This window comes from Burkholderia sp. SIMBA_051 (genome assembly GCF_046534915.1).
Taxonomy (GTDB): domain Bacteria; phylum Pseudomonadota; class Gammaproteobacteria; order Burkholderiales; family Burkholderiaceae; genus Burkholderia; species Burkholderia ambifaria.
Genome location: NZ_JAWRXS010000001.1, coordinates 829,321 through 848,127 on the forward strand (window position 1 = coordinate 829,321; position 18,807 = coordinate 848,127).

Annotated in this window: 16 protein-coding genes and 1 pseudogene; 4 read left to right on the forward strand and 13 right to left on the reverse strand. The window is 67.5% G+C overall.

Annotation, left to right across the window (positions count from 1 at the left end; genetic code table 11):
- Window positions 1–552 precede the first annotated feature (552 nt).
- The 3 genes from SB771_RS03655 to SB771_RS03665 form a co-directional block, all read right to left on the reverse strand.
- Entirely contained in the window at window positions 553–4,191 is a 3,639-nt protein-coding gene (locus tag SB771_RS03655; RefSeq protein WP_175662358.1) for a hydantoinase B/oxoprolinase family protein, read from the reverse strand.
- Window positions 4,192–4,309: 118 nt separating this feature from the next.
- On the reverse strand, window positions 4,310–5,614 hold the full coding sequence (locus SB771_RS03660; protein WP_175662359.1) for an MFS transporter: 1,305 nt from the start codon (window positions 5,612–5,614) through the stop codon (window positions 4,310–4,312).
- 227 nt (window positions 5,615–5,841) lie between these two features.
- Window positions 5,842–6,615 (reverse strand): putative hydro-lyase, encoded by a 774-nt coding sequence (locus SB771_RS03665; protein WP_011660204.1) that lies wholly within the window; start codon window positions 6,613–6,615, stop codon window positions 5,842–5,844.
- 206 nt (window positions 6,616–6,821) lie between these two features.
- Here SB771_RS03665 and SB771_RS03670 point away from each other — a divergent pair, with 206 nt between their 5' ends.
- Complete coding sequence (locus tag SB771_RS03670; RefSeq protein ID WP_175662360.1) at window positions 6,822–7,754, forward strand: LysR family transcriptional regulator; 933 nt, start codon at window positions 6,822–6,824, stop codon at window positions 7,752–7,754.
- Window positions 7,755–7,816: 62 nt separating this feature from the next.
- Here the strand turns inward: SB771_RS03670 and SB771_RS03675 are convergent, their stop codons facing one another.
- The 10 genes and pseudogenes from SB771_RS03675 to SB771_RS03720 all read right to left on the reverse strand — a co-directional run bounded on the left by SB771_RS03675 (window position 7,817) and on the right by SB771_RS03720 (window position 15,796).
- Entirely contained in the window at window positions 7,817–8,143 is a 327-nt protein-coding gene (locus SB771_RS03675; RefSeq protein WP_175662361.1) for an antibiotic biosynthesis monooxygenase family protein, read from the reverse strand.
- 97 nt (window positions 8,144–8,240) lie between these two features.
- Window positions 8,241–8,446 (reverse strand): annotated as a pseudogene (locus SB771_RS03680) (flagellin N-methylase); the annotation flags it as partial.
- On the reverse strand, window positions 8,353–9,162 hold the full coding sequence (locus SB771_RS03685) for a MetQ/NlpA family lipoprotein (RefSeq protein WP_175662362.1): 810 nt from the start codon (window positions 9,160–9,162) through the stop codon (window positions 8,353–8,355). The pseudogene SB771_RS03680 and the gene SB771_RS03685, both read right to left, overlap by 94 nt.
- A complete protein-coding gene (locus tag SB771_RS03690; protein ID WP_175662363.1) occupies window positions 9,159–10,208 on the reverse strand; it encodes a formylglycine-generating enzyme family protein in 1,050 nt (349 codons plus the stop codon). Before SB771_RS03690 ends, SB771_RS03685 begins: the two co-directional genes overlap by 4 nt.
- A gap of 10 nt (window positions 10,209–10,218) precedes the next feature.
- The gene (locus tag SB771_RS03695; protein ID WP_175662364.1) at window positions 10,219–12,168 is read right to left on the reverse strand and encodes an arylsulfatase; all 1,950 of its coding nucleotides are present in this window, start codon (window positions 12,166–12,168) and stop codon (window positions 10,219–10,221) included.
- Window positions 12,169–12,314: 146 nt separating this feature from the next.
- Window positions 12,315–13,034, reverse strand: a complete 720-nt coding sequence (locus tag SB771_RS03700; RefSeq protein ID WP_175662365.1) for an SDR family oxidoreductase — start codon at window positions 13,032–13,034, stop codon at window positions 12,315–12,317.
- 279 nt (window positions 13,035–13,313) lie between these two features.
- Window positions 13,314–13,622 (reverse strand): hypothetical protein, encoded by a 309-nt coding sequence (locus SB771_RS03705; RefSeq protein WP_175662366.1) that lies wholly within the window; start codon window positions 13,620–13,622, stop codon window positions 13,314–13,316.
- Window positions 13,623–13,642: 20 nt separating this feature from the next.
- Window positions 13,643–13,924, reverse strand: coding sequence for a hypothetical protein (locus SB771_RS03710; RefSeq protein ID WP_105831649.1), 282 nt, complete (start codon window positions 13,922–13,924; stop codon window positions 13,643–13,645).
- Window positions 13,925–14,638 carry a hypothetical protein gene (locus SB771_RS03715; protein WP_175662367.1) on the reverse strand — a complete coding sequence of 238 codons (714 nt, stop codon included), beginning with the start codon at window positions 14,636–14,638 and terminating at the stop codon, window positions 13,925–13,927. It abuts the gene before it with no gap.
- A 264-nt stretch (window positions 14,639–14,902) separates the two neighbouring features.
- On the reverse strand, window positions 14,903–15,796 hold the full coding sequence (locus tag SB771_RS03720; RefSeq protein ID WP_175662368.1) for a DMT family transporter: 894 nt from the start codon (window positions 15,794–15,796) through the stop codon (window positions 14,903–14,905).
- A gap of 200 nt (window positions 15,797–15,996) precedes the next feature.
- On the opposite strand from SB771_RS03720, the gene SB771_RS03725 reads away from it, so the two are divergent.
- The 3 genes from SB771_RS03725 to SB771_RS03735 all read left to right on the forward strand — a co-directional run bounded on the left by SB771_RS03725 (window position 15,997) and on the right by SB771_RS03735 (window position 18,734).
- Window positions 15,997–16,287, forward strand: coding sequence for a co-chaperone GroES (locus tag SB771_RS03725; protein WP_006749630.1), 291 nt, complete (start codon window positions 15,997–15,999; stop codon window positions 16,285–16,287).
- Window positions 16,288–16,299: 12 nt separating this feature from the next.
- Complete coding sequence (gene groL, locus SB771_RS03730; RefSeq protein WP_175662369.1) at window positions 16,300–17,940, forward strand: chaperonin GroEL; 1,641 nt, start codon at window positions 16,300–16,302, stop codon at window positions 17,938–17,940.
- A 179-nt stretch (window positions 17,941–18,119) separates the two neighbouring features.
- A complete protein-coding gene (locus SB771_RS03735; RefSeq protein ID WP_011660193.1) occupies window positions 18,120–18,734 on the forward strand; it encodes a LysE family translocator in 615 nt (204 codons plus the stop codon).
- Window positions 18,735–18,807: the final 73 nt, after the last annotated feature.

Genomic DNA, 18,807 nt, shown 5'->3' on the forward strand with positions numbered 1-18,807 from the left:
CTCGTTCCGTATTTGTTTCCAACCAATGCGACCCGGCGGTTGCGCATTCGCGCGCAGGTTTTCCAAACGAATGTGTAAGCCATCTTATCAAATGACGATCAAGAATGGCACTCACATTCGGCAGAGAGTGTCAAGGAATCGGGACTCGATTGGCACGGCGGCTTTTTCGTGATTGGCGGGGTGGGCGCGGGCGGGCGCAGGGCCCCGAAGCGGGGCGGCAGGATCGGCGGAGTGCCCCGTCGGACGGGCGTTTGCGGGGAATCCCGGCCGCCCCGTACCGCTCGACCCCAAGGCGTTCCGCAGGGGTCGGGGCGCCTCGAGTCGAGCGCGGAAGCGGGGAATTTCCATTTCCGTTTACGACGGGAATGCCCGTCTTTATTCCCATACGCGTGGCAATAGCGCGCGGATCAATGCAAGTGAATATATCGCCGGGGCCCCCGCAGCTTTGCACAGCCCTGAATGGAACCGGTACGACGGCCCCGCCGCCAGGCGCGAAAACCGTCCGGCGGGCCCGCCGCCGCACCGCTTCCGCACGCGTTGCGGGGCGCCCGCTCAGCCCGCCGCGCCGTAACCGCCGCCGCCCGGCGTTTCGACGACGAACACGTCGCCCGGCGCCATCTGCGCGCGGCCGATATGCTCGAGCGTCTCGACCGTGCCGTCGGCCCGCTCGATCGTGTTGCGGCCGAGCGCGCCGGCCTCGCCGCCCGCCGCGCCGAACGGCGCATGGATCCGGTTGTTCGACAGGATCGACGCTGTCATCGGCTCGAGGAAGCGGATCCGCCGCACCGCGCCGTCGCCGCCGCGCCAGCGCCCGCCGCCGCCGGAGCCCGCGCGCAGCCGGTGCGAGTCGACCCGCACCGGGTAGCGCCATTCGAGCACTTCCGGGTCGGTCAGGCGCGAGTTCGTCATGTGCGTCTGCACCGCGCCGACGCCCGCGAAGCCGTCGCCCGCGCCGCTGCCGCCCGCGATCGTCTCGTAGTACTGGTATTGAGCGTTACCGAATGTGAAGTTATTCATCGTCCCCTGGCTCGACGCGACGCAGCCGAGCGCGCCGTACAGCGCGTTGGTCACAGCCGACGACGTCTCGACGTTGCCCGACACCACCGCCGCCGGATACTCGGGATTCAGCATCGAGCGCGCCGGCACGATCACGGTGAGCGGCTTCAGGCAGCCGGCGTTCAACGGGATGTCGTCGCCGACCAGCGTACGGAACACGTACAGCACCGCGGCCATGCAGACGGCCTTCGGCGCGTTGAAGTTGTTGTCGAGCTGCGCGGAGGTACCGGTGAAATCGATCTCGGCACGCCGCGCCGCGCGGTCGACGCGGATCGCGACGCGAATCTCCGCGCCGTTGTCGAGCGGATAGCGGTACGCGCCGTCCTGCAGCGCGCCGATCACGCGCCGCACCGCTTCTTCCGCGTTGTCCTGCACGTGCCCCATGAACGCGAGCACGACGTCGCGGCCGAACTGGGCAACCATCCGCCGCAGCTCGTCGACACCCTTCTGGTTCGCGGCGACCTGCGCGCGCAGGTCGGCCATGTTCTGCTCGACGTTGCGCGCCGGGTAGCGGCCCGACGCGAGCAGCGCGCGCGTGTCCGCATCGCGCAGCTCGCCGGCCGACACGAGCTGCCAGTTGTCGATCAGCACGCCCTCTTCGTCGATGTGCTTTGAATCGGGCGGCATCGAGCCCGGCGTCGTGCCGCCGATGTCCGCGTGATGGCCGCGCGAGCCGACGTAGAACAGCGGGGTGTCCGAGCCGTCCGCGAACACCGGTGTGATGACGGTGACGTCGGGCAGGTGCGTGCCGCCGTGATACGGGTCGTTCAGCATGAACACGTCACCGTCGCGCATGCGGCCGCGGTTGCGCTCGATCACCGTGCGGATGCTCTCGCCCATCGATCCCAGATGCACGGGCATGTGCGGCGCGTTCGCGATCAGGTTGCCGTCGCCGTCGAAGATCGCGCACGAGAAGTCGAGCCGCTCCTTGATGTTCACCGAGTACGCGGTGTTCTGCAGCCGCAGCCCCATTTGCTCCGCGATCGACATGAACAGGTTGTTGAAGATCTCGAGCCGCACCGGATCGGCGTCGGTGCCGAGCGAGCGGCGCGTCGGCAGCGGCGTCGTGCGCGTCAGCACGAGGTTGCCCTGCGCGGTCATCCGCGCGCGCCAGCCGGGTTCGACGACGGTCGTGCCGTTCTGCTCCGCGACGATCGCCGGGCCGTCGATCGTGTCGCCGGCGAGCAGCGTGTCGCGCACGTACAGCGCCGCGTCATGCCATTGGCCGCCGGAATGGAACCGCACCGCGCTGTGGGCCTGCGGCGCCGCGCCCTCGTCGCGCGGCGCGAGCGGCGCGATCTCGACGGGCGCATCGGAGCGGCCGATCGCCTCGACCGAGGCCAGTTCGGCGACCAGCGGCGTGCCGGGCATCAGGAACGCGTAACGCTGCCGGTACGCGGCTTCGAACGCCTGCTGCATCGCGGCGACGCTGCCGGCCGGCACGTCGAGCGCGGAATCGGTGCCCTGGTAGCGCAAGTGCACGCGCCGTTCGGTCGCGATGCGTTCCGGCGGCACGCCCTGTTCGAGCAGCGCGCCGACCGCGTCGTCGGTCAGCCGGTCGAGCGTCGCGTTCAGCGCCGGCAGCGACGCGTCGGACAGCACCGCCTCCACCGCGCGCTCGCGCATCGCGGTCTGGTCGGCGAGGCCCATCCCGTAGGCGGACAGCACGCCCGCGAGCGGATGCGCGAACACCTGCGTCATGCCGAGCGCGTCGGCCACGCCGCACGCGTGCTGGCCGCCCGCGCCGCCGAAGGTCGTCAGCACGTAGCGCGACACGTCGTGGCCGCGCTGCACCGAAATCTTCTTGATCGCGTTCGCCATGCTGCCGATCGCGATCTCGAGGAATCCTTCGGCCAGCGCCTCGGGCGTCTCGCGCCGCCCGGTCGCGGCGTGAATCTCGTCGGCGAGCGCCGCGAATTTCGCGGCGACGCCGTCGCGGTCGAGCGGTTCGTTCGCGTGCGGGCCGAACACGCGCGGGAAATGATCGGGCTGGATCTTGCCGAGCATCACGTTGCAGTCGGTCACGGTCAGCGGGCCGCCGCGCCGGTACGCGGCCGGCCCCGGGTTCGCGCCGGCCGATTCGGGCCCGACGCGCAGCCGCGCGCCGTCGAAGCCGAGCACCGAGCCGCCGCCGGCCGCGACCGTGTGGATGCTCATCATCGGCGCGCGCATTCGCACGCCGGCCACCTGCGTCTCGAACACGCGCTCGAATTCGCCGTTGTAGTGCGACACGTCGGTCGACGTGCCGCCCATGTCGAAGCCGATCACGCGGTCGAAGCCGGCCGCGCGCGCGGCGCGCACCATCCCGACGATGCCGCCGGCCGGGCCGGACAGGATCGCGTCCTTGCCCTGGAACGCATCGGCGCGCGTCAGGCCGCCGCTGCTCTGCATGAACTGCAGGTTCACGCCGGGCATCTCGTGCGCGACCTGCTCGACGTAGCGGCGCAGGATCGGCGACAGGTACGCGTCGACCACGGTCGTGTCGCCGCGCGACACCATCTTCATCAGCGGCGACACCTCGTGCGACACGGACACCTGCGTGAAGCCGATCCGGCGCGCGAGTTCGGCCAGCGCGCGCTCGTGCGCGGTGTAGCGATAGCCGTGGATCAGCACGATGGCCAGCGCCTGCACGCCCGAGTCGAACACGCGGCGCAGCTCGGCTTCCGCGCGTTGCACGTCGAGCGGCACGACGACGTCGCCGTGCGCGCCGATCCGCTCGTCGACCTCGACGACGGTCTCGTACAGCGCATCGGGCAGCACGATGTCGAGATCGAACAGGCGCGGCCGGTTCTGGTACGCGATGCGCAGCACGTCGCGAAAGCCGCGCGTCGTCGCGAGCGCGGTGCGTTCGCCCTTGCGTTCGAGCAGCGCGTTGGTCGCGACCGTCGTGCCCATCTTCACCATGTCGACGCGTTCGGGCGTAATCGGCTCGCCGTCGGCCAGGCCGAGCAGGTGGCGGATGCCGGCCACGGCCGCATCGCGATACTGCTCGGGATTCTCCGACAGCAGCTTGTGCGTGACGAGCGAGCCGTCGGGCCGGCGCGCGACGATGTCGGTGAAAGTGCCGCCGCGGTCGATCCAGAATTGCCAGCGTGCGGCGTCGGAAGAAACGGGGAAAGTGTGTCGGTCAGTCATGGCGATGAACTCGATGCGTCGTTGAAGCGAAGGACGAGCGCCGCCGCACGGCGCGCGTCGCGCGCCGCGTGAGGGCTTCGATCAAAGGGAAGAGGTAAGGTGGCGGGCCGGCGCCCGCTTACGCGGCGTCGAGTTCGCGGCCGCGGGTTTCGGGCAGCGTCAACGCGGCAACGATCATCACGCCGTACGCGGCGACCGCGAAGATGCCGATGCTCGCGCCGAGCCCGTAGTGCTTCGACAGCGCGCCGATCAGGAAAGGGAACAGTGCGCCGACCGCGCGGCCCACGTTGTAGCAGAAGCCCTGCCCCGAGCCGCGCACCCGCGTCGGGAACAGCTCGGTGAGGAACGCGCCCATCCCGGAGAAGATGCCCGACGCGAAGAACCCGAGCGGGAAGCCGAGCCACAGCATCGACGCGTTCGTGAGGTTCAGCACCGGCGACGTATAGGCGAACGCGATCACCATCGAGCCGAGCGCGAACAGGATGAAGTTCGGCTTGCGGCCGAGACGGTCGGTCAGGTAGGCGCTCGTCAGGTAGCCGACCCACGAGCCGATGATGATCGTCGCGAGATAGCCGCCCGTGCCCATCACGGTCAGGTGCCGCTCCGTCTTCAGGAACGTCGGCAGCCAGGTCGTGATCGCGTAGTAGCCGCCTTGTGCGCCGGTCGTCAGCAGCGCCGCGCGCAGCGTCGTCGACAGCAGCTTCGGCGCGAAGATTTCCGTGAGGCGCGGCCTGCCGGCCACCTGCGCCTGCGCGGCCTTCTCCTTCTCGTAGACGTCCGGTTCCTTCACGTAGCGGCGGATCACGACCACCAGCAGCGCCGGCGCGAGGCCGATGAGGAACAGCGCGCGCCAGGCCTGTTCGGCCGGCAGCACCGAGAACAGCAGCGCATACAGCAGCGCCGACAGCCCCCAGCCGATCGCCCAGCCCGACTGCACGAGGCCGACCGCCTTGCCGCGATCGCGCGCGCGGATCACCTCGCCGATCAGCACCGCGCCGGCCGTCCATTCGCCGCCGAAGCCGAAGCCCATCAGCGCGCGCGCCGCGAGCAGCTGGTGATAGTTCTGCGCGAGCCCGCACAATGCGGTGAACACAGCGAACCACAGCACGGTCAGCTGCAGCGTGCGCACGCGGCCGATCCGGTCGGACAGGATGCCGGCGAGCCAGCCGCCGACCGCCGACGCGAGCAGCGTCATCGTGCCGATGAAGCCGGCGTCCGCGAGCGAGATGCCCCAGGTCGCGACGAGCGTCGGGATCACGAACGACAGCATCTGCGTGTCCATCCCGTCGAGCATGTAGCCGACCTTGCAGCTCCAGAACGCGCGGCGCTCGCGCGGCTGCGCGTCCGCATACCATCCGAACAGGCCGTTGCGCGCGGGGCCCGCGGGGTCGGCGGCGGGCGCCGCGAGGATCTTGCTTTCCATGGTGAAGCTCCTGTCGAAATGTGCGGTCAATGCCGGGCTTGTGGTGCGTGTGGTGCGTGTCGTGCTCGTGGTACGTGCGGTGCGTGTCGTGTGTGGGCGTACATGCGTCGCGCTAGTCGGGCCGCAGCTGCGTGCTGCCCTGCGGCCGGGCGAATCGTCTGCGCCTCGCGGCATTCCGCCGCGTCGGGCCCGGCCCAGCGGCCGTACGGGCCGCGGGTGCCGACCGGTCAGAACACGGCCAGCGACGCGTTCGTGATGTCGGTCATCAGCATGTAGCCGGGCGTATGCGCGATCGCGAGCGGTAGCTTCGCTTCCATCAGCGCGGTTTGCGGCGTCACGCCGCACGCCCAGAACACCGGCAGCTCGCCGTCGCGCACCGTCACCGCGTCGCCGAAATCGGGCGTGCCGAGATCGGCGATGCCCAACTCAAGCGGATGGCCGATATGGACCGGCGCACCGTGCACGCCCGGGAACCGGCTCGTGATCTGCACCGCGCGGATCGCGTCGGCGCCGCGCAGCGGGCGCATCGACACGACCAACTGGCCGCCGAAGATCCCCGCACGGCGGTTCGGGATCGACGTGCGGTACATCGGCACGTTGCGACCCTCTTCGATGTGACGCAGCGCGATGCCTTCCCGCGCGAGCATGTCCTCGAACGAGAACGAGCAGCCGATCGCGAATACGACGAAATCGTCGCGCCACAGCGCCTCGAGCGATTCGACCCGCTCGGTCAGGCGGCCGTCGCGGTATACGTTGTAGCTCGGCACGTCGGTGCGGATGTCGAGATCCTCGCCGAGCACGTCCAGCCGAAACGCGCCCGGCTCGCCGACGCCCAGCAGCGGGCACGCCTTCGGGTTCGCCTGACAAAAGCGCAGGAAATCGTGCGCGTACGCGTTCGGCAGGATCGCGAGATTCGCTTGCGCGAACGGGCCGCACTGGCCGGCGGTCGGCTGGCGGAACGCGCCGCTGCGTACGGACTGGCGGAATTCGGAAGGCGTCATGATGGTGGTCGGCGGATCGGGGATGTCGTCGGGCTCACGCAATTGCGTCAGCGGTTACGGCGAAGAATAGAAAAGAAAAAAATTGGCCGCCAACGAGTTTTTTTGCGCCCGGTGTATAGAATTTCTTAACGCATCCTCGGGTTTTCCCCGGTCCCGTTCATTTTTCTTCACCGACAAGCTGCGCGTCCACCGTCCCGCCGACCGCCATGAACACGCGTTTTCTCGAAACCTTCGTCACGCTCGCGAAGCTGCGCAACTTCCGCACGACGGCCACCGCGCTGCACGCGACGCCGGCAGCGATCTCGCAGCGCCTGAAGGCGCTCGAGGATGAATTGCAGACCGTGCTCATCGATCGCGACAGCCGCGAGTTCCGGCTCACGCCGAACGGCGAGTATCTGCTGGGCTATGCGAAGGCCGTCGTCGAGGCGACGCACGAGCTGCAGGCCGCCGCGGCCGGCGAAAGCGCGCTGCGCGGCAAGCTGCGGCTCGGCGTGATCGAGACGGTCGTGCACAGCTGGCTGCCGCACTACCTGCGCCGCCTCGCCGCTGACTATCCGCAACTGGAGGTCGACCTGACCGTCGACGTCAGCGTCGTGCTGCAGCGCCGGCTGATGGCCGGCGAGCTCGATCTGATCATTCGGGTGGAGGGCAGCGACGAGGCGTCGGTCGTCTGCGACGCGCTCGCGAACTATCCGGTGCGCTGGATCGCGCGCGCGGGGCTGCTGCCGACCACGCGCACGGGCCTCGCGCGCCAGGTGCTGCGCCAGCCGATCCTCACCTACGGGCGCGGGACCGCGCCGCATCGTGCGCTCGAGGACATCGTGCGCACGCTCGCGCACGCGCATGGCGTGCCGCTGTCGGAGACGCGCATCACGGGCTCGCCGTCGATCTCGGTGATCGTGCAGCTCGTGCGCGACGGCTTCGGCGTCGCCGCGATTCCGGTGCTGTTCGTCGATGCGCTGATCGCGAGCGGCGAAGTCGTCGAGCTGCCGCTGCAACCGTCGCCGCCGTCGATCGTCGTGTCGATGTCGCGCCGCGCCGACGCGCCGAAGTTCGTGCACGGCGCATCGATCGCCGCGCGTGCCGCGTGTCACGAGTACTGCGAAAAGAGCAACCGGTTGCTGGTCGAGGCGCTTTGACGCGGCAGGCGGATGCGCGGCGGTTCGCGCAGAACGCCCGACGCGCCGATTCGACAGTCAATTCACGCGGGCTGCCCCGCATGCGGTTGCGCGAGCTTGCCGTCGCCGTACTCGCGCAGCACCTGCGAGATCACCACGCGATAACCGTCCAGCCAGCGCGCCTGCTTCGCCTTCGCTTCCCGATGCGCGGGGTGCTGGATCAGCTGCTGCAGCGCCGCCTCGGATTCCCAGTAGTAGACGTTCTGAATCAGCCCGGCTTCGGCGTTCTCCCAGGTTTCCTCGCCGAGATAGCCGGGTGTCGCACGCGCCATGTCGGCGATCTGCTGGTCGAGCCGATGGAATTCGTCGTCGTATTGCCCGGCGCGGAAAATGAAGGTCGATGCGTACATGCGCGCTCCGTTGGGAGACGATTGAAAGAGCGTCAAGTGTAAGGCACGCATCGCGTGCCGCTTTCCTCACGTGCGACGTGGCCACCGTGGCGGTCGGCACCGTCAGTGCGCCGATGAAGCGATGCCGATGCCGGAACAGTTCGCGCAACGACAGCGTCGGCGCGCTGTTGCAGCAGCGGCCGCACGCGTTGCCGTGAGGCGGTAGTCGTCTACCACGGCCGCCGCACCGAGTCCTGATAGCGCGTCAGAATGAAATGCGCGACGTCGTCCGAGTGATACGCGGCGACGAGCTGCGCGACCCACGGCTTCGTATGATCGGCCTCGCGCACGGTCAGCACGTTCGCATACGGCGAGCGCGCGTCCTCGAGGTTGATGCTGTCGCGCGCCGGTTGCAGGCCCATGCGCGTGGCGTCGTCACTGTCGATCGCGACGAACGCGGCCGAGTCGAGCGCCGCATGGAGCTGGTCGCGACGCAGCGCAACGAATTTCAGCGCGAGCCGGTTGCCGGTCACGTCGCGCAGCGTCGCATGCAGGCCGACCTTGGCGCGCAGCGTCACCAGCGTGTCGTTCTGCAGCAGCACGAGCGCACGGGCCATTCCACGCGGATCGGCCGGGATCGCGACCGTCGCGCCGGGCTGCAGTTCGTTCAGACTCCTCAGCTTTCGCGAATAGAGCGCCATCGGCAGCGTGACGGTCGGTGCGACGGCGCTCAGCGCGTAGCCTTTCGCCGTGCGGGTGGCGGCGAGGCGCTGTGCATCCTCGAAGCTCGCCGCGTCGATCTTGCCGTCCGCAAGCGCGGCATCGATGCGCGACGCGTCGTCGAATTCGACGACGTCGACATCGAGCCCGCGCGTGGCGGCGACGCGTTTCACCGCGTCGAGGATCTCCGCATGCACGCCGCGCGTCACGCCGACGCGCACCGTGCGCGTGGTGGTTTCCGCGGCAACGGCCCAATCCGGATGAACGAGGCCGCATACAACGGCCAGCCATACGGCGACGCAATGCGCGACGCGTTTCACGATGCATCCCTCAGAATCGTACGGAATCCGATATGTGACGCACCGAGATCGGCTTCCTGCTGTTCGCGCGACGACGCGCGATAACGCACGCAGTAGTCGCGCGAGCACAGGAACGAGCCGCCCTTGATCACCATCGGCGTGTCGTGCCGGCGCGTCGGCGGCGCGACGGCCGCCGTGTCGCCGTTCGTGTGCGACTGATGCGGGCCCGTGTACGCGTCCTTCGTCCATTCCCACGCGTTGCCGATCATGTCGTACAGGTGAAAGCCGTTCGCCGCGTAGCAGCCGACCGGCGCCAGGCCCGCATGGCCGTCCTCGGCCGTATCGAGCACCGGGAACGCACCCTGCCAGTAGTTCGCGGCCGGCTTGCCCTGCGCGTCGCGCGGCGCCGCGTCGAGCGACGCGTCGTCGCGACCGGCCTTGCCCGCGTATTCCCATTCGGCTTCGGTCGGCAGGTCGCGGCCGAGCCAGTGCGCATACGCGAGCGCGTCGCGCTGCGTGACGAGCGTGACCGGCAGGTTGCCGAGCTCATCGACGCTGCTGCCCGGGCCGCGCGGCTGCCGCCACGACGCGCCCTTCACCCAGCTCCACCACGCGAGGTCACGTACATTCAGCTCGTCGCGCGCCGGCACGTGAAACACCGCCGCGCTGCCCTGCTGCTCCGCCTCGGTCACGTAACCGGTCGCCTTCACGAAGGCGGCGAACTGCGCGATCGTCACGTCGGTCTGGTCGATCCAGAAGCCGCCGACATGCGTCCTGCCGTCGCCGATCGGACGCTCGTCCGCATAACCGCGCGTGCTGCCGAACACGAACGCGCCGCCGCTCAGGTGCACCATCCCGGCCTTCGGGTCGTCGCGCCACGCCGCGGGCAGGCCCGAGTAGCGCTCGCACTGCCGCTCCGAGCCGAGCGGCGCGAGCGGGCGGCCGCGATTCGCGTCGTCGAAGGCGCCGGCGGGCGACGCCGACGGGCTCGCATAGCCGGCCGCGAACGCAGCCGCGAACAGCGTGGCCGCGAGCGCCGCGCCGAGCGTCCAGAAGCGCAACCGCATCGTGTCGTCCTCAGTAGTAGCCGCGCGGACGCAACGGCTCGACGCCGCCGACGTTGCTCATGTAGGTCTTCCACTGGTCGACCAACGTGCCGATCACCGACGGGTTCTGCGCGGACACGTCGGTCGTCTCGCCGCGATCCGCCGCGAGGTCGTACAGCTGCCAGTGACCATCGAGCGGGCCGAGCGGCGGCTCGGTCCACAACGCCTTCCAGCGACCGTCGGCGCTGCGCAGGTACGCGCGGCCGTAGGCTTCGTCGCCGAACGGCGTCGTATGCACTTCACCTGTGGCGGAGCCGGTCAGCACCGGCAGCAGCGACTGCCCCGTCACCGGATACACGTAGCGGTTGTTGTAGACGACCTTGCCCTTGTTCTGGTCGATGCCGGTCAGCGTGTTCACGAGCGGCGGCGCCGGCTGCGACGGCGGCGTGACGCCCGCGAGCGCGAGGAACGTCGCCGTGTTGTCGGTCACGTGCGTGAACGCGCGCAGCGTCGGCAACTGCTGCGTCTGCCCGGGCAGACGCACGATCGTCGGCGTCGACACCCCGCCTTCGCCCGAATAGCCCTTCGTGAGCCGGAACGGCGCCGCGCTCACTTCGGCCCAACGCAGCCCGTATTGCAGCCGCTGCGCGTTCTGCTTGCCGTTGTCGGTGCCGAGGGTCGAATAGATCGGCTCCTGCCCGTTCGCGGTGTCGGTCGCCGTCGGGTCCGCGCCCGAGTCGATCGGCCAGCCTTCCGCGCCGTTGTCCGACTGGAACATGATGAACGTGTTGTCGTATTCGCCGATGTCCTTCAGGTGCTGAATCAGCAGGCCGATGTTGTAGTCGAGGTTCTCGACCATCCCCGCGTAGATCTCCATGTAGCGCGCCTGCGCACGGCGCTCGGCCGAGCTCAGGCTCGCCCACAGCTTGTCGACCTTGCCGGTGCCGTAGTCGGCATAGCCGTCGGCGGCAGAATGCACGGCGCTGATGTACTTCGCGTTCGCGGTGCCGTTGTTCGCCGTTGCCGGCGACGCCGACGTCGTTTCGGGCAGGCCGTCGAACGGCTTGAAGTCGGCCGGAATCAGACCGAGCGCCTTCTGCCGTGCGATGCGTGCGTTGCGGATCGCGTCGTAGCCGGCGTCGTACACGCCCGCGTACTTGTGCAGCCACGGCTCCGGCACCTGCAGCGGCCAGTGCGGCGACGTGTAGGCCGCATACGCGAAGAACGGCTTGCCGTCCCGCTTGTTCGAATCGATGTACGCGATCAGCTTCTGCGTATAGAAGTCCGCCGAGTAGAACACGGCCGGACTGCCGCCCGCGCCGCCCGGTTGTCCGGGCTGGCCGGGCTGCACGTAGCGGCCGTCTTCCGTGTAGTTCGACGAGCCGGCCGGCTCGTGCGCGAAATGGTTCGTCGCGGCGCCGCCGAGCAGCACGTAGCTGCGCTCGAAGCCCCACTGGTCCGGCGTCTGTCCGCTGCCCGTCGCGCTGCCGACGATCCCCGAGCCGATGTGCCACTTGCCCGCGATGTACGTGTGATAGCCGGCGTCCTTCAGCAGTTGCGCGAACGACAGCGCGCGATCGTTCAGGTAGCCCTCGTAGCCCGGCAGGCCGCGCCGCTCGTCGGTCGGCACGCCCATCGTGCCTTCACCGACGAGGTGGTGATCGGTGCCGGAAATCAGCATCGCGCGCGTGATCGCGCATACGGTGCCGGTGTGATGGTTCGACAGGATGCGGCCCGACGCGACGAGCGCGTCGAGGTTCGGCGTGTTGATCTCGCCGCCGAATGCATGGATGTCGGAATAGCCGAGATCGTCGGCCATGATGTACAGAATGTTCGGGCGCTTGGCCGCGGGCGTCGCATTCGCCTGCGGCGGCGGATCGCTGTCGACGCCGCCGCACGACGCAAGCGACAGCGCACCCGCGATCGCGGCGCAGACCACACGGAAACGAACGGCAAGCAAGGACGAAGCGGACTTTTTCATTGTTGTTGATCGCACGATCTACGGGATCGGCGATCTTAGCGTCGCCCGCGCGGCGCCCAAAGTCGGATTCGTCACATGCTAACGGGGCAGGAGAATATGCGGCACGGCTCGTGTTTTACGACGCGCGCCGCGATGGTTGTGTTGCGTCAGCTGCGTCCGCCGAGGCTGCCGCCGCCATCCACCGCGAGCACCTGCCCCGTGACGAAGGCTGCATCGTCCGACAGCAGGAACGCGATCGCCGCGGCCACATCGTGCGGTGTGCCGAGACGGCGTGCGGGGATCGTTGCCAGCACCTTGCGTTCGGCTTCGCTGCCGACCGGCCTCGTCTGGCGAAACAGTTCCGTCTCGATCGGGCCCGGCGCGACCGCGTTGACTGTCACGCCGTGCTCGGCGAGTTCAAGCGCCCACGTACGCGTGCAACCGACGAGCGCGCTTTTCGCGGCCGAATACGCGGTGCGATCGAGGCTGCCGAAGATCGCGCGGCTGCATACGTTGACGATGCGGCCATATCCGCGTGCCTTCATCGCGTCGGCGAAATGCTGCGTGACCTGGATCACTGCGCGCACGTTGAGGTCGAACACCGCCTGCAGCGATGCGAAATCGACCTTGCCGAGCGGCTGTGGCAACGCGATGCCCGCGTTGTTCACGATGCCGTCGATCTCGTCCGACTCGCCGATGTTGGCGAGCATCGCGGCCGTCCGTTCGATATCGGCGAGATCGCACGCGATCAGTTCGCCGGGAAAGTCGATGCCTTGCGCATGTCGCGCGAGACCGATGACGCGATGGCCGCGCCGAGCGAGCAGCGTGCTGGTTGCGAGGCCGATGCCGCGCGACGCGCCGGTAACGAGATAGGTGCGGGATGACATGATTCGTGCCTCTGACGAAAGAATCGAAGACGGTGCGGTGCGCGCTCGCGCGCGCAGCGCATGCATGACGCGATCGATTGTGCGTCAGGCGGGGAAAATGCGTACGGTCGTCGTCGCGGGCGTTGCTCAACCCGTGCGTTACGCGGGCATTCAACGCCGGAGCGAGTGAAGGGAATCGAACGATAGGACTGGCTATCAAACCGCAGGAAAACGGCAGGCAATGATCCAGCATCTTTGGCAGGATCGTCGCGGCAATCCTGCGGCTCATGCACTGAATCCTCAGTCTGCGTCCGGACGCCCAACCGGCGACCAGTCGACGGACCCGGCCGCGAATTTGAGCCGTTCGCGCAATTCAGGATGCACGCCCGCCTGCATCAGCAGTGCCATGCCGCATAGTCGCCGCGCGTCCTCATCTGTAATCGGGCACCCATCGATCGGTTCGGCATGTGGCGGAATCGTGATGGCGACGCCTGCATTCATTTCGCGATCAAGCACGGCCTGCACGTCCTTGCGAAACACAGTGCACAACGTAACCTGTTCTGTGTCTTCGTCGTAAAACACGATGGTTGCGCGTCTCGGTTTGCTCATGTCGCATTCCTCTACGAGCATCAGGGGCTGCCGTCGCCCCGCCTCGGAATAGGTTCAAGCGTCACACTCATGTATTTCTCGATGCCGGGCTGACCGGCAGCGATGAGATTCAGCATTGCGGCACCCAGGCGACGCGCAAACTCGTCATCTATCCGATAGTCGAACTCGTCCAACAGGATCGGCATTTCGAGAACGCCTTGTAATTGCGGCGCGAGCTTGTCCGGATCGGCCGCTTTTACGGTCAGTCTTTGCTGGTCTTCGTCGTAAATCACCACGACGGCATAAGGCGAATGCTTAGCCATTTAGAATCCCCTGCACTCTTGGTAATCCATAAACGCATTCTGCTTGCACAGTGCGAGACCGGCAAGGCCGCCCATGACCTTTGCCAGCCGATTGCACAACTCGATAGCCGCTTCGTATTTCTCCATGCAGCCAGCCTCCAACCCTTCGTTCGGCCGACGCGCGGCCAGATTCAACGAATCGTCGCGCAAAGGCAAGTCCCGCGGCAAGAACGGTGCGGCGTCGCCGAACGGCGTACCAACCAGCCCGGTTGCCGTACCGGCGCCGCCGCTGTCTGCGTTCCCCAGGACGCTTTCCAGGTAGCTTATCAACTCATCGGCCGATACATCACTTGGTCGCGCCCAACTCGGAATAGGCTTGTCTACCGGCAGCGACGCCTGCGGCGCCACACGGGCGAACCGATTCGCCCGTGGGAAAGGCGGCGTGGACGGCAGATCACCACAAGCGCCGCCAGCAACCGCTGGACGCTCGATCTCGACCATGAGTCGGCCGTCCTCGATGGCAGACCGGAGCACATCGAGCGGGGCACCACGGAATGCGTCAAGGCCCAATTGCCGCAAGTACGTCATCGCGTTCGTCGTCAGGCCCACGTACCTCGGCCAGTGCAGCATCAATTCGGAGACCGCAGCGCGTTGCTTGGCCGACAACGGCGCACCTCCCGCGCGTGTCAGCATCGCGCGCTTTCCCGAACCCAACTCGATCGCAATCGAAGTCATTCGACCCTCCGGTGTTACCGTCGGGCGAATCTACTTTTCGAAACACGATGCGACAACCTCGCGGCTTTCATGGAACGGAACGGACCCGTCACTCGGCCAGGCCGAAAGCGGACATGGGCGCGTTGCAAGACGCCGGCGAGGCGCTACGGACCGCGGGTTGGGCACGAACAGGGTGGAGGCATACCGCGCGCACGCACACAAAGACACCCACGCATCAGAACCTATAAATTGTGTTACGAGATCGACGTGTCCCGTGCCGCTCGCTCAATACCGCATCACCAGATACAAGCCGCCGGCCGCAAGCGCCATGCCGGGCCATGCGAGCGTACCGATCGTCTCGCCGAGCACGACGAGCGCGATCAACGCGGCGGCCGGCGGAATCAGGAAAAACAGCGCCGACACGCGTGACGCTTCGCCGTATCGCACCATCGCGAGCAGCAGCGAGATCGCGATCAGCGAATTGCAGATCACGAGGTACGCGAGCGAACCGGCGAGGCCGGCGGTCCAGTGCACGTGCATCGGTTCGAGCGCGAACGCGAGCGGCGCGGTCACCGCGAGGCCGACCGTGTATTGCACAAGGTTCGCCGTGACCGGATGGACGTCAGTGCCGAAGCGCTTTTCCCACAGCGTGCCGCCGGTGATGCACGCGAGCGCCAGCAGCGCGAACGCCAGCGCCCACGACGACGACACCGCAACCGACGAACGCGCGAGGATCACCATCACCGCGCCGGCCGCGCCGAGCGCGAGGCCGATCCAGCGCATCACGCCGACGCGCTCGCCGGCGATCATCGGCGCGAGCAGCCCGACGAGAATCGGCTGCTGCGACGTGACGAGCGCGACGGCGCCGGCCGACATCCCGTGCTTCAGGCTCAGATAGGTAAATGAGAAATAGCCGGCCTGCAGCAGCAAGCCGACGACGATGAGATTGCGCCATTCGTCGCGTGTGCGCGGCAATGCGGGACGCAGCCACAGGAACGGCCCGGCGAGCAACGCAACCACGCATGCATAGCGCAGCGCGAGGAACGTCAGCGGATCCGCGTCGCGCAGCCCGAGCTTCAGGAACACGAAGCCGCTCGCCCACAGCAGCAGGAACAGCGCGGGGGCGAAACGCAGCCAGCCCGGCTGACGTCCGGCTTCCGGTGTCGTTGCCACGCTCATGGACTCCCCGGGGCGAGTGTGCGATGTCGGAATCATACGCTTGCGCTCCACGCCGACGCCCGCTACGCATCCATAGCGCATCCAAGCAAATGCTTTTCCGAATCCGTTATTGGATCGCGCCACCACGCGTTCCTATACTCGTCAGCACTCTCCGATAAAGAGTGCCAACCAATCTCGACGCAACAGAACAGGACGGACAGATGAGCCTACGCCCCTTGCACGACCGGGTCATCGTGAAGCGACTCGACCAGGAAACCACCACCGCCTCGGGCATCGTGATCCCCGACAGCGCCGCGGAAAAGCCCGACCAGGGCGAAGTGATCGCTGTCGGCCCCGGCCGCAAGGACGCCGACGGCCAGCGCCTCGTGCCCGACCTGCAGGTCGGCGAGCGCGTGCTGTTCGGCAAGTACGCAGGCCAGGCCGTCAAGGTGGACGGCAACGAATTCCTCGTGCTGCGCGAAGAAGACATCGTCGCGGTCGTCAATCAATAACGGAGCGCAATCATGGCAGCAAAGGAAATCATTTTCAGCGACGTCGCGCGTACGAAGCTCACCGAAGGCGTCAACATTCTCGCGAACGCGGTGAAAGTCACACTCGGGCCGAAAGGCCGCAACGTCGTGCTCGAGCGCAGCTTCGGCGCGCCCGTCGTCACGAAGGACGGCGTGTCAGTCGCGAAGGAAATCGAACTCGCGGACAAGCTGCAGAACATCGGCGCGCAACTCGTGAAGGAAGTTGCGTCGCGCACCAGCGATGCCGCCGGCGACGGCACGACGACGGCCACCGTGCTCGCGCAAGCGATCGTGCGCGAAGGCCAGAAGTACGTCGCGGCCGGGCTCAATCCGCTCGACCTGAAGCGCGGAATCGACAAGGCCGTGGCAGCGGCCGTCGACGTGCTGAAGACGATCAGCAAGCCGACCACCACGAGCAAGGAGATCGCGCAGGTCGCGACGATCTCCGCGAACGGCGAGGAATCGATCGGCCAGCGCATCGCCGAAGCGATCGACCGCGTCGGCAAGGAAGGCGTGATCACCGTCGAGGACGGCAAGTCGCTCGCCGACGAGCTCGACGTCGTCGAAGGGCTGCAGTTCGATCGCGGCTACCTGTCACCGTATTTCATCAACAATCCCGACAAGCAGATCGCCGAGATCGAGAACCCGTACATCCTGCTGCACGACAAGAAGATCTCGAACATCCGCGACCTGCTGCCCGTGCTCGAACAGGTCGCGAAATCCGGCCGGCCGCTGCTGATCATCGCGGAAGACGTCGAGGGCGAAGCGCTCGCGACGCTGGTGGTGAACAACATTCGCGGCATCCTGAAGACGGTCGCGGTCAAGGCGCCGGGCTTCGGCGATCGCCGCAAGGCGCTGCTCGAGGACATCGCAATCCTGACCGGCGGGCAAGTCGTCGCGGAGGAAACGGGACTCACGCTCGAGAAGGCGACGCTCGCCGAACTCGGCCAGGCGAAGCGCATCGAGGTCGGCAAGGAAAACACGACCGTGATCGACGGCGCGGGCGATGCAAAGAACATCGAGGCGCGCGTGAAGCAGATCCGCGTGCAGATCGACGAGGCGACCTCCGACTACGATCGTGAAAAGCTGCAGGAGCGCGTGGCCAAACTCGCGGGCGGCGTCGCGGTGATCAAGGTCGGCGGCGCGACCGAGATCGAGGTGAAGGAGAAGAAGGACCGCGTCGACGACGCGCTGCACGCGACGCGCGCGGCCGTCGAGGAAGGCATCGTGCCGGGCGGCGGCGTCGCGCTGATCCGCGTGCGGCAGGCGATCCGCGAACTCAAGGGTGCGAATGCCGACCAGGACGCGGGCATCAAGATCGTGCTGCGCGCGCTCGAGGAACCGCTGCGCCAGATCGTCACGAACGCGGGCGAGGAAGCGAGCGTGGTCGTCGCGAAGGTGGCAGAAGGTTCGGGCAATTTCGGCTACAACGCGCAGACCGGCGAATACGGCGATCTCGTCGAATCGGGCGTGCTCGATCCGACCAAGGTCACGCGCACCGCACTGCAGAATGCGGCGTCGGTGGCCGGGCTGCTGCTGACGACCGATGCGACGGTGTCCGAGGCGCCGAAGGATGCGGCGCCGGCCGCGGCGCCGGGCGGCCCGGGTGCGGGCGGGCCGGGGTTCGATTTCTGACGAGCCGACGATTCGACGATGTGCCGCGGCGTGCCGGTTCGCCGGCATGCGCGGTGTTTCCGAAGCAATGCAACGCGTGGCGACGTCGATCGTCACGCGTTTTTTTCTGGATCGCACGCAGGTACGGCAGGTCGACCGGGTAAGATGAAGGCCCATTCCGCGTCACGGGCCCCAAATCCATGTCGACCACCATCAACACCCTGCTGCCGCTCGCCGGCGTCCTGCTGCTGAGCGTGGCCAGCCCCGGCCCGAACTTCGTGATCGTCACGTCGAGCGCGGTCGCGCAGCGCCGCGCCGGCGTGATGACCGGGCTGGGCCTCGCTGCCGCATCGGGCACCTGGGCCGCGATCGCGATCGGCGGGCTGAGCCTGCTCGTGACCCACGTCGCATGGGTGCACACCGCACTGCGGCTGGCGGGCGCGACCTACCTGATCTGGCTCGGCCTGAAAATGGTGCTGACCGCGCGCAAGCCGTTGTCCGTCGCCGCGCCGGCTTCATCCTCCGGCTGGCACGCCGCGAAGAAAGGCTATGTGGTCAGCATGACGAACCCGAAAGCCGTCGCGTTCTACGGCAGTGTCTTCGCGCTGATGGTGCCGGCCCACACACCGGCGTGGTTCGATCTCACGGTCGTCGCGCTGTCGATCGGGATTTCGGGCGCGTGGTATTGCACGATGGCGCTGCTCGCGTCGCATCCGTTCGTGCGCCGGCTGCTGATCAAGCGCAAGGCCGTGCTCGATACGACGGCCGGACTGCTGCTGATGGGGCTTGGCGGGCGGATGTTGACGGGGCGTTGAGCGGCGTTGTCGTGGAGGGAGCCTGCGAACACGATGAATGGAAACTGCTTTCGCCGCTTCCCCGCTCCTGATA